General features: G+C 50.6%; 5 protein-coding genes. 3 read left to right on the forward strand and 2 right to left on the reverse strand.

Annotation, left to right across the window (positions count from 1 at the left end; genetic code table 11):
- Positions 1–63: 63 nt before the first annotated feature.
- Together pulA and HMPREF9141_RS11985 are read right to left on the reverse strand one after the other, a co-directional pair.
- Positions 64–1,977 carry a type I pullulanase gene (gene pulA, locus HMPREF9141_RS11980; RefSeq protein WP_007369037.1) on the reverse strand — a complete coding sequence of 638 codons (1,914 nt, stop codon included), beginning with the start codon at positions 1,975–1,977 and terminating at the stop codon, positions 64–66.
- A gap of 240 nt (positions 1,978–2,217) precedes the next feature.
- A complete protein-coding gene (locus tag HMPREF9141_RS11985) occupies positions 2,218–4,911 on the reverse strand; it encodes a 4-alpha-glucanotransferase (RefSeq protein ID WP_007369038.1) in 2,694 nt (897 codons plus the stop codon).
- Positions 4,912–5,375: 464 nt separating this feature from the next.
- On the opposite strand from HMPREF9141_RS11985, the gene HMPREF9141_RS11995 reads away from it, so the two are divergent.
- From HMPREF9141_RS11995 to HMPREF9141_RS12005, 3 genes are all read left to right on the forward strand, one after another.
- Entirely contained in the window at positions 5,376–7,850 is a 2,475-nt protein-coding gene (locus HMPREF9141_RS11995; protein ID WP_007369039.1) for an alpha-amylase family glycosyl hydrolase, read from the forward strand.
- A 10-nt stretch (positions 7,851–7,860) separates the two neighbouring features.
- Positions 7,861–8,058, forward strand: coding sequence for a hypothetical protein (locus tag HMPREF9141_RS12000; protein WP_007369040.1), 198 nt, complete (start codon positions 7,861–7,863; stop codon positions 8,056–8,058).
- A 1,582-nt stretch (positions 8,059–9,640) separates the two neighbouring features.
- A partial coding sequence (locus HMPREF9141_RS12005; protein WP_007369043.1) for a phosphoethanolamine transferase family protein occupies positions 9,641–11,228 on the forward strand: 1,588 nt, incomplete at its 3' end.

An 11,228-nucleotide genomic window follows, 5' to 3' on the forward strand; every position in this document is an offset into this window, starting at 1 on the left:
ATTATTGTTGTGCCGGGATTCATGGGCCTGATCAGTCCCTGTCAGGCTCATAAGCTCCCTTGTTTAATTGTGAAGAATCAGTGCGCTTTGCCCGTCTACCATCACTTCGCCGCCTTCCATCTCGCCCAGTCCGGATTCGTTTACTTCGCCGTTGGCGCATACGATGGTGTATTTTCCTTTAGGGATATTGACCGTGCGGAGCTCCTTGTTGGCGTTGAGGACGACGTAGATGTCGTTCCATCTGTCGCCGCCGGCATGCTCCTTCAGGCGGAAAGCAACGAGACAGTCCTGCGTCGGGAGAAACTCGAGATGTCTGCGGACAAGGTCGGCATTGCCCATGTGGAAAGCCGGATGCGCCTTGCGGAGATGGATGAGGCCGCTGTAGTATCTGAACACCTGTGGATAGACCTTGAGGTTGTTCCAGTCGAGACGGTTGATGCTGTCGGGCGAGTTGAAGGAATTGTGTACCCCTTTCTTGTCGCGCAGCATCTCTTCTCCGGAGAGCATGAACGGCACTCCCTGCGAAGTGAAGACGGCCGTCTGGGCAAGTTCGTCCAGCCTTATCAGCTCGTTCTCGTCGTATTCAGCCTCCGGGACAGAGGCTTTCAGGCGGTCGACGAGGCACATATCGTCGTGACAGCTGACGTAGGCGACCATCTGTGTCGGCTCTGTGGCATATGGCTTTTTGGAATAGTTCACCTTCGAATAATCCACCTGCGGATGGGCGATCATACCCGCTATGCCTGCCTTCAGGCTTTCTTCCAGCCCTGCTACACCTCCGAGGAAACCGGCTTTATGGTCATCGGAGAAGGGGCCGCGCAGTGCATCGCGTATGTCATCCGAGAAGGCGGCAACGCCAGGCATCTGCGGGATGGCGGCTTTCATCGCCAGTTTCTCCTGTGGGTAGGCACACGTACCGGCGCTCCATCCCTCGCCATAGACGAATATCCCGGGGTCGATGGCATTGAGCTCACGGCGGATGTCGTTCATGGTCTGGATGTCATGGATGCCCATGAGGTCTACACGGAAGCCGTCGATATGGTACTCGTCCACCCAGTATTTCATCGACTCCAGCATGAAGTCATGCATCAACAGCCTCTCACTTGCCGTCTCGTTGCCGCAGCCCGACCCGTTGGAGGGGGTGCCGTCGGCATTGTAGCGGTAGTAAGCCTTGGGGAACGTACGTTCGAAGTTGCTGTTGGCAAGGTCGAAGGTATGGTTGTAAACCACGTCAAGAATCACTCTGATCCCCGCTTTGTGCAGTGCCTGCACCATCTGCTTGAATTCCATGATGCGGCGTGAGGGGAGGTCGGCGTCATAGGAATAGCTGCCCTCCGGCACATTGTAGTTCAGCGGGTCATAGCCCCAGTTGTATTGCGGTACGCCCGGTTTTGACTCGTCCACAGAGGCGAAGTCAAAGGAAGGAAGGATATGGACGGCATTGACGCCCAGCTTTTTCAGATGGTCAATGGCCTTCAGTTCGGTCAGTGCGAGGAATTTACCTTTGTGTACCAGACCTGATGACGGGTCGACGGAGAAGTCCCGGTGATGCAGCTCGTAGATGACCAGATCTGCCGGACTTTTCGTCGATACACGCCGGTCGGTGCTCCAGCCTGCCGGATCGGTTTCCTTCATGTCGATGACGGCACCGCGGCCTCCGTTGCAGCCGACAGCCTTGGCGAATACGCCCGGTGTCTCTCCATGTCCGATGTCGAACGTGTAGAACTTGCCTTTCAGATTGCCCTTCACAGTGACAGTCCAGATGTTGTCACCGCTCTGTACAAGCTTTATTTTCTTGTAGGCTTTCCCTCCCCGTCCCGCATCGTAGAGCCGAAGTGTCGGTTTGGAAGGGGCGTTGAGGCGGAAAGTCGTCTCGCCGGGAGAATAGGACATCTCGTTGAAACGCTGCTGGGCGGAAACATTCTGTGAGAGAAAGAGGGCGGCAATGGATGCTGCCAGATGATATTTTATATTCATTGTCTGTGTGAGGATAAAAGCCTGGCCCAGCCCTTCAGAGGGAGGAATGAGACAGGCGGTGATGGGAGATGGTGAGTGGGGACAAACGATAATAAGCGGAGATGGGCGGAATGGAAGATAACGGGAGACCATGCGAGGTCATGAGCAATAACAGGCGATGCCAGGCAATATCAGACGACAATATACGAAGACAGGCGGTGACGGGTAACCGAAAGAGCCCCGTCACCGCCTTCTCTATTGTTATCGGCCGGCCTGGCTGATCAGGTCGGTTACCTGCTCATTGAAGGCCTTGTTCTTCATCAGGTCCTCAATGCCGACGTGCATGCGGTAGCGCCAGTAATGCTTCGGATTGGCCGGAATGTTGATGCGTTCGGCGTTCGGATCAGCCAGACGGAGGTCTTCGTCAATGCTCATCCAGTCCTGGATACCGAGGATGCACAGCAGACTCGGCGATGTCAGATGCCGGCTGACAATGTCTCTTGCCAGCCATCCCGGCAGCGGATGAGGTGCCGGGCCGCCCCGGTGCAGCATACTGTTGAAGTAATCCTGCGCACGTGCCCAGTCTTCATCCCACCACTGTCGCAGCGTCGCCATGTCGTGTGTGGAGATGGTGCTCACGCTCCGGTACGGGTTTTCGCTGAGATGCCCGAAGCGTACATGCGGATCCTTCGGCATACTCTGGATTTCCAGACTGAGGATGCGCAGTTCGTTCATCACCCATGCCACGCAGTCGGGCACCATTCCGAGGTCCTCGGCGCAGACCAGCATACGGGTGGCATTCACCAGTTTCGGCAGTTTCTTCATTGCCTCCTGGTACCAGAACTGGTTGTTGCGGCGATAGAAATAGTCGTTGTAGAGCTTGTTGAATACAGCCTTGTCGCTGTCGTAGAGGCTCTCGTAGATGAAGTCGAACTGAACGCTGATGCGTGGATGGAATCGGTTCGGATCCTTGTGGTCGCGTACGAAGAGCACGTCGCTGATCAGGGCATAGAGTCCGTCACGGATCCAGACATCCGTCTCGGAGTTCTTACCCGCAAACACTTTCTCCACCTTTCGCTGCGTATCATACTCCGGACGCATCCTGTAACGGTCGCCCCATACGTGCTCCACATACTTCTGCCGCACCTCATCGGCATGCTCACGGAAGATACGGTCGAGCACCCAGTCGGTAATGAACGGCTCCGTGAAGAGTTCCTCCTGCCAGTGCAGTCCGTACCCTTCGATTTCCTCACGGCTCATGCCGAGAGCCGGTGCGAACTGTCCGAGCAGTCCGTGAACCGAGCTGATGGGAATCTCCCAGATACGGAAGAAGCCGAGTACATGGTCGATGCGGTAGGCATCGAAGTATTTCGCCATGTTTTGGAAGCGGTTGACCCACCACTGGCAGCCGTCCTTGATCATCTCGTCCCAGTTGTAGGTGGGGAATCCCCAGTTCTGTCCGTTGACGGAGAAATCATCGGGCGGAGCACCTGCCTGTCCGTTGAGGTTGAAGTAGCGAGGTTCCGTCCACACGTCACAGCCGTAGCGGTTCACGCCGATGGGAATGTCTCCTTTCAGGATGACCCTGTGTGCCTGCGCATACTCGTGGACAGCCTTCAGCTGGCTGCTCAGCACGAACTGTACATAATAGAAGAACGCCACTTCCTTGTAGGCTGCATCCTTGGGATTGGACAGCGCCTTGCGGTCGGATTCGTCCCACTGCTTATGGTCTGCCCACCGGGAGAAGTCGGCTGTCCCGAATTTATCCCTCATGTTGCAGTACTGTGCGTAGGGAACGAGCCAGCTCTCAGTCTCGGCAAAGAACTCCTTGAAGGCGCTGCTTCCCAGCACTTTCTCCCCTTCCTGCGCAAAGAGCAGCCGGAGGTATTCCGTCTTTGCGTCGTTTACACGCTCATAGTCGATCTGCGGCAGAGCGTTGAGTTCCTTGCGCAGTGCCTCGAATTTCTCCCGCTGCTTCCTGTCCTTCAGCTCCGGCAATGCCGTGAGGTCGGCATACTGCGGATGCAGGGCAAAGACCGAGATACAGCTGTAAGGATAGGAATCCGTCCATGTATGGGTGATGGTGGTGTCGTTGATCGGCAGAATCTGCAGCGCACGCTGTCCGGTCTGGCTCACCCAGTCGACCATTTTCTTCAGGTCGCCGAAGTCGCCGATGCCGAAGCTCGATTCCGAACGGAGCGAGAACACCGGAACCAGTGTTCCTGCCACGCGGATGGCCGGAACCGGGAAGAACGCCTCGTCCAGTTCGTAGACGATGGCATCTCCTTCCTCCATGCCGGGCAGTTCCAGCATCCGGTTGTTGCTGTATTCCCATACCGGAGCTGCCTCGTTGTCGCGGTTCTTGATGAAGAATTTTATTTCAAGCTGGCTGCCCGAGAGCTTTGCAGCATCCAGGGTAAAGCTCCATTCGTTGATGCTGTGCTGCACCATCTTCAGTGCCTTCTTCACGTTCCACGCCCCCAGTGCAGGCTCGGCCCCTGACAGGTACAGCTCGTCCGCCGCACCTAACTGCGGCGCACGCACCTTCAGCGTTACAGCCTTGTTGTAATTGTTGAGTCTCGCTTTCGTCAGTTTCTTCCCCACGATGCAGTCGGCAAGGGCGGAAGTGTAGAGGTAAGCATCCTCCGGGAGGTCGCTCCAGTGGTCGTAGACACGGTAGTTCAGACTGCGTTCTGCATTGAATTCCAGTCTGTGGTTCATTACCCCCCATTCCCTGCGCTCCTCATTGTCGCCGCGGAAAATACTGTAGAAGTAGTCTACTTGCGTGCCGGGCTTGGCGTCTTTCTTCACTTCCACCTCCCAGTGGCAGCCGTCTGCCGTACGCATTCTGTACTGTGAGGCCTCATGCGCCCCGTTGTGCTGACCCGTGATGATGTTCAGGACAAGATCTTGTCCATAGTAGGTCTGGTAGTCAATGTGAAACTGTACGTTCATATAGAGTTGGGATAGTTATTTTTCGTCAAAGTTAATCAAATTAATGCAGAATCGCAACTCTGCCGCACATGATTTAAATCAATTTTTGCGTAATCGATTGCATGATGTCGGCCAGGTGAGATTTCTCCAGACGACCGCCACCGTGTCTCCTCCGTGGTATCGGCGTGTCACCGGCTCCGCATCCGCCTCTTCACGAGGGCATCCAAATTCATGAAGACACCTCCCGTACCACGCCCACACCAGGGAAACACCTCATTGCCAGCCGTTTGTCTGTACCCTATGCGCCCCTTCCGCTCCGACCCTCGGCCTTGCAATGTCACCGACACCACAGCCTGCCCCGCTGTCTTCTGCAAACGTTTGCACGATGAAAAACGCTGATTATCACCAGCATCTACATTCAATACGGCTTAAAACAGTACATTTGCAGGACAAACCCGAAGATATATACAACCTAAATATATAAGATGAAACGATTACTTTTATTATTTTCATTCCTGCTGTCGTTACAGCAGGGATTCAGCCAGGGATGGCCCTCCAAGTATCAGGGCGTTATGCTGCAAGCCTTCTATTGGGACTCCTACGAAGATACGCATTGGACAAAATTGCAGTCACAAGCCGATGTCATCAGCCGGAGTTTCAACTCCATCTGGGTGCCGCAGAGCGGTTATTGTAATACCGGTATCAACGGCAAGAGCATGGGATATAACCCTGTGTGGTGGTTCAATCAGAACAGTTCTTTCGGTACGCAGGAAGAACTCAAAGAGATGATTGCCGCCTTCAATGCCAGGAATGTAGCGGTGATAGAAGATGTGGTGATAAATCACAAGAGCGGCGACAAAGACTGGTGCGACTTCCCGGAAGAAGAATGGAAGGGGAAGAAACTTAAATGGTCATTGGCTGACATCTGCCGGGATGACGAGGCAAACGACAAGTTCCCAGTTTCTGGTAATTACGATACTGGCGACCACTTCGGCTATCGTGACTTAGACCATAAGGGCGAAAATGTGCAGAAGAACGTAAAAACCTATCTGCAGTTCCTCAAGGAGGAAATGGGCTACAAGGGTTTCAGATACGATATGGTGAAGGGCTATGGTGCGGAGTTCATCAAGATATACAACGAAGATGCTAAGCCGGAGTTTTCTGTCGGAGAGTATTGGGATACCAATTATGACAATGTGGTGGGCTGGATCAAAGGAACCGGCTACACCTCGGCAGCCTTCGATTTCCCATTGAAATATATCATTAACGATGCCTTCGGAAACGGTAACTGGGGAGCACTGACCTCTAAGGGGGTAGCCGGAGACCCGAACATGAGCCGCTATGCGGTGACTTTCATAGACAATCACGATACTTATCGCAACGAAAACGGCGAGAAGTTGCAGAACAACATCCTGGCTGCCAATGCCTTCATATTGGCAATGCCGGGTACACCCTGTATCTTCCTTCCGCACTGGAAAGCCTATCAGACCGAGCTCGCGAAGATGATTGCCGCACGTAAAGAGGCGGGTATCACCAATCAGAGCAGGATTGTATCAGGGAAATACTACGATGGCGGCTATGTAACCATTGTGCAGGGCGAGCGCAGTAAGATTATGGTTATCAGCGGTTATCCGCAAGGTGTTGACACGGAAGGCTACACACTCGTGTCGGCTGGAACGGCAGAAAACCCGAATTATGCCTTCTATAAGGAGACAAACCCTGCAAAGGACATCACGGTATATGTGGAAGCAAACGAGCAGCCGCTCTATCTCTATGCGTGGACGGACAATGACAGTCCGCTCACAGATGGCTATCCGGGAACCCTGTTGACAAAGAAAAGGCAGGTGGGTGACAAGGTATTCTATTATATGACATTGAAGGCTGACCGCCTGAACTTCCTGCTCAACAAGGGTGGAGATGCTACAAAGACGGACGATGTGCGGGGTATAACCAGCGATGTGTTCTATACCTATAACAACAGAAAGGCAACGGATAATACTGCCCAGTATAAAAATGAGCGTGTCATAGGTGAAGTAGATCCGCTTACTTTCAGTAACAGCGAGACAGTAGCCTTCTTTGAATCGCCTGCATCGTGGGGTAAAGCTGCCTGCTGGGCATGGGACAGTCATTCAAATTATACGGGTGGCAGCTGGCCGGGACAGCAGTGCGAATACATCGGTAAGGCAGCCAATGGCAACAAAATATGGAAGTGGACCTGCAACGTTACAGGAACACCGGAAAATATCATGTTCAATGATGGAGTAGCCACAGGCACACAGAAAAGCAATGAATACGCCTTTACCAATGGCGGCTATTACACGATGAGCGAGAGAACCGGTGCAGGCAGCAACACCGACAATCTATTTGAACGCGAATTTAAGGGGAATGTGAAGAGTACTCTCTGCCTGCCATTCAATATCAGTCCGACAGAAGCTGTACAGCTCAACGGTAAGATTTATCACCTGACGGGAGCAGCAAATGGTATCTTCACCTTCAAATCCTGTAACTCGATAGAGGCTTTCAAGCCTTACGTCTTTATAGCCAACAGCACCGAAAAATGCCTCATTCCGTTCCGTGGCAAGGCTGTACTTTCTGGTAATGCCATTCCTGCAACAATTGGAGATTACACCTTTGCAGGTACAATGGCCAAGGTGACGAAGGTGTCAACAGCAGAAACATCCTGTTTTATCTATACAGCAGCTGACGGCAGCTTTGTAAAGGCAAACAGCAATGCCGGTGTCGTCATCCCTGCCTATCGCTGTTACTTCCAGACGAAGTCGGATGCTGCCGCACCTGCCAAGATGCAGTTCATCAACGAATCCACCGGCTTGAGTACACTCACTTTATACGAAGATGACAACATCTATACGCTGCAGGGTGTATGCCTGGGCAGGCGTTCAGCACTGTCCGACCTGCCAAAGGGGATATACATTTACAAAGGCCGAAAGATCCTAAAATAAAGAAACGACAATGAAAAGACAATACCTGATCCCAACAATCGAAGTGCACAAGCTATCCTGTGAGAACTTATTAGACGGTTTCTCACAGCACAGTGAGACCGCCCCAGAAGCTCCCGGCGGTACAGAGGCAGGTGCAAAGGAATATGACTTTGACTTATGGGAAGACGACAATTACGACGGACAACAGTTCCTTACAGATTCGCGATAATCTAATACCGTCTGCAGATTATAAGCAAGGAACAGGACGCAGCAACAAAAATTCCATCCAACAAGCGGGGACTACCGACACACATCGGCAGCCCCCGCTTATCGTTCCTGCAAATATCGCTTGTGTGTGATGCTGAAAGACGCGCGTCCGAGATAAGAAAAAAAGTTCTTCCGTTAAATGGATAGATGGGAATAGAATAAAGGGCTTGTGTACTTGCATAGTATGACTCTCCCAAAACGGATGGTCTTGCAAAGGAGGGTAAACTACAGGATAAAATGCAGAAAAGACAAATGGATACGATGCCTGCCCGTCAGCCTGTCTTTCCGTCTTCTACAAACAACTTATTCTCAGATCATCAGTGTTTGTAAATATTTTTGTGCAGTTCAAAGCTGACACACGCTCTTCTGGCTTCTAAAAGATGCCTGATTGATCTGCAATGGGTGCTCCTTTAGCGTGTTACCAACGCCCTTTTGAAGTCCAATCAGGCACCTTTTACGAACGACTTGACAACCGATTGATTGACAGCTGGTTACAAACTCGCTTTTTGCACGTGTTCTTTACATTTACAGATGATTTGTTTGAAATCATGTAATGGTTTTTCAAAATCTTGTCTGTCTTTTCAACGTATTAAAATGAAAAGGTCTTTGACTCGGAGGCTGATGATTAGGATAGACAGTTGACAGTCTTGGCCATGTTTTTGTTTCATCAATCACTTCGGTTCTTCCGTTAAAGCTATATGAAAACATCCACGCATTGAACGGAAGAACCTGAAAAAGCCTCCCGTGCCACACCCATGTCGATGAAAAGCACCTATTGCAGTAACTGGAACAAACCAGTATTCGCACTTCCTTCAGATGTGCGGATGCCCGACACCGATCGTGTTGCCAGTGAACACCATACGTGCTGAGGGTTTGCACCGACACAATATACCGCTGTCCTCTCATCCCTTTATCTGTGATCATGGAAAAGCAAACATTGCATATATGAATCTGACAGTTCTTTCTCAGACGACAGGCTATAGGGTACAAGCTGAAAAAGAGGGGCGTATAACATCATGGTATGAACCGTCTGTCGTAATGTGCAAGAGAGACCTATGGTCGCAGGAGGCAGGACACATAGGCTACACAGCCGGTTTTGCCCCCTTCAATATTCAGTGCGTGTCCGCTTTTCTCAAACTTTTTCATGGATTGTCGGGAAAAGGAAGTACCTTTGCAGAGAATTCATCTTTCTCTTCGCACAGGCAGAGAGAATTGAAGAAAATACATATATGACAAGGCGTTTGCCAATGCTTTTTCTTGGCAGTCCAAAACTTTACGGACTATCCATCACAGCCGGGAACAGAGTTACAGTAGATTTCTGCAGATGTGTATATCAGGATTCCACATGTACCCTTCCGAGTACATACAGGTAATCTTTACATATCAGCGTGGACTTCTGTGCTGCTCGGGATTACCTGCGACAGCCATACGAAGATAACGGACTGCAAGGACGGGCAACCAGCCTGCCCACGCTTTTCATATCATGTGGAAATATACAACAAACACAGAGGTTCCACAGGGCAGCAAGGGAACTTTTCACAGCTATGCTACCACATCCGTCATTTGGGAAAGCAGACATCTGTAACGGCCTGACCCGTTTCGCAAAGGGACTCCTCAAAGGATTCTCATCTCCTATCCGCCGTGAGTTCCCGTTCTTTGTCCTGTTCTTCCTGCTCATCAGCTTGTCTACACTCAAGTTTTTCATCTCAGGAATGCTGGGATTCCATCTTGATCCGATTGTATTTGAAGATCTCGCACGAGGGCTTTCCGTCAGCTATGTCTTTACAGCAATCATCTGCTACACAAGAAAGAAATGGGTGAAAGTTGTGTTCTATGCCATCGGCCTTTCCCTTTTCGGGCTGAATGTCTTCTTATGGCTGGTCTTCCATCTCATCATACAGCCCCAGATCATCACGTTCATTGGGGAGACCAACAGCAGAGAGGCAACAGAATTTCTGTCCACCTATCTGTTCTCCAGAAATGGGATTATCTCCATAATCGTCATTTGTTTTGCACTCATGACAGTTGTAATGGCAGAATGGAGACACGATCTTATCGATAACTCTATATCACAGAAAACCAGCTGGACTGCAAGAAAAGCCTTCCTGTGGGGCACTGTCATTACAGTCCTTTTCGGTTTCGGCCAATTCGACATCTTTTATCATATCGCAAAAAGCAAGACCACCGATGACTTGCCGATAAAAGACACCTTTCCTTATGATACCGTCACGAAGATGATTTTCTCCCTCAACAGCATACGGACAACCGAAAACGAATTACAGGAAGCTGTCAAAGCCTCTTACAAGACGGAGAAGGGGACTGTCGCCGATAATGACTCTTTAAACGTCGTATATATCATCGGCGAATCGTATATTAAATATCACTCCAACCTGTATGGCTATCCTCTATTGACAACTCCAAGATTAACAAAAGAGAAAGCCAAAGGCAACCTGTACATCTTCAATGACGTGGTCAGTGCGTATGCAGCAACCTCACTCACCATAAGGAATACATTCTGCTGCAATTCCCTGATGGATAATGAGAAATGGTATCACACGCCATTCTTCCCTGCCATATTCAAAAGGGCCGGCTTCGATGTATACTATTGGGATAATCAGAAAACGGACGTGACAGAAGGGCTTACAGGGTTTACAACCAATTCATTCCTATACAACAAGACCATAGCAAGCCTATCTTATACCGCTTCATCTGATAAGACTTTCCGTTATGACGACCAGCTTATCCAGGACTATTTCAAGAACAAGAAACCAACAGGAAAATACAACCTAATCATGTTCCACCTCTGGGGACAGCATATAGACGCAGCCTCAAGATACCCCCATAACAAGTCTTTCAACAGATTCACGATCAAGGACATTCGGCGGAGGGATTCGTATCTTACAGAAAGCAAGCTGCAAGATATTGCGAACTATGACAATGCCACATACTATAACGACTCGGTCATCAGTCACATCATCAACAGATACCTGAAGACGAATGCTGTCATGGTTTACCTGTCCGATCACGGAGAGGAAATATATGATTACCGCGACTCAAAGGGACGGGTGAGTGCGGCCCCAGGACAATATAAGGAACTTCTGAAATATCAGTATGGCATTCCTTTCATGATAT

This window comes from Prevotella multiformis DSM 16608 (assembly GCF_000191065.1).
Classification (GTDB): Bacteria; Bacteroidota; Bacteroidia; order Bacteroidales; family Bacteroidaceae; genus Prevotella; species Prevotella multiformis.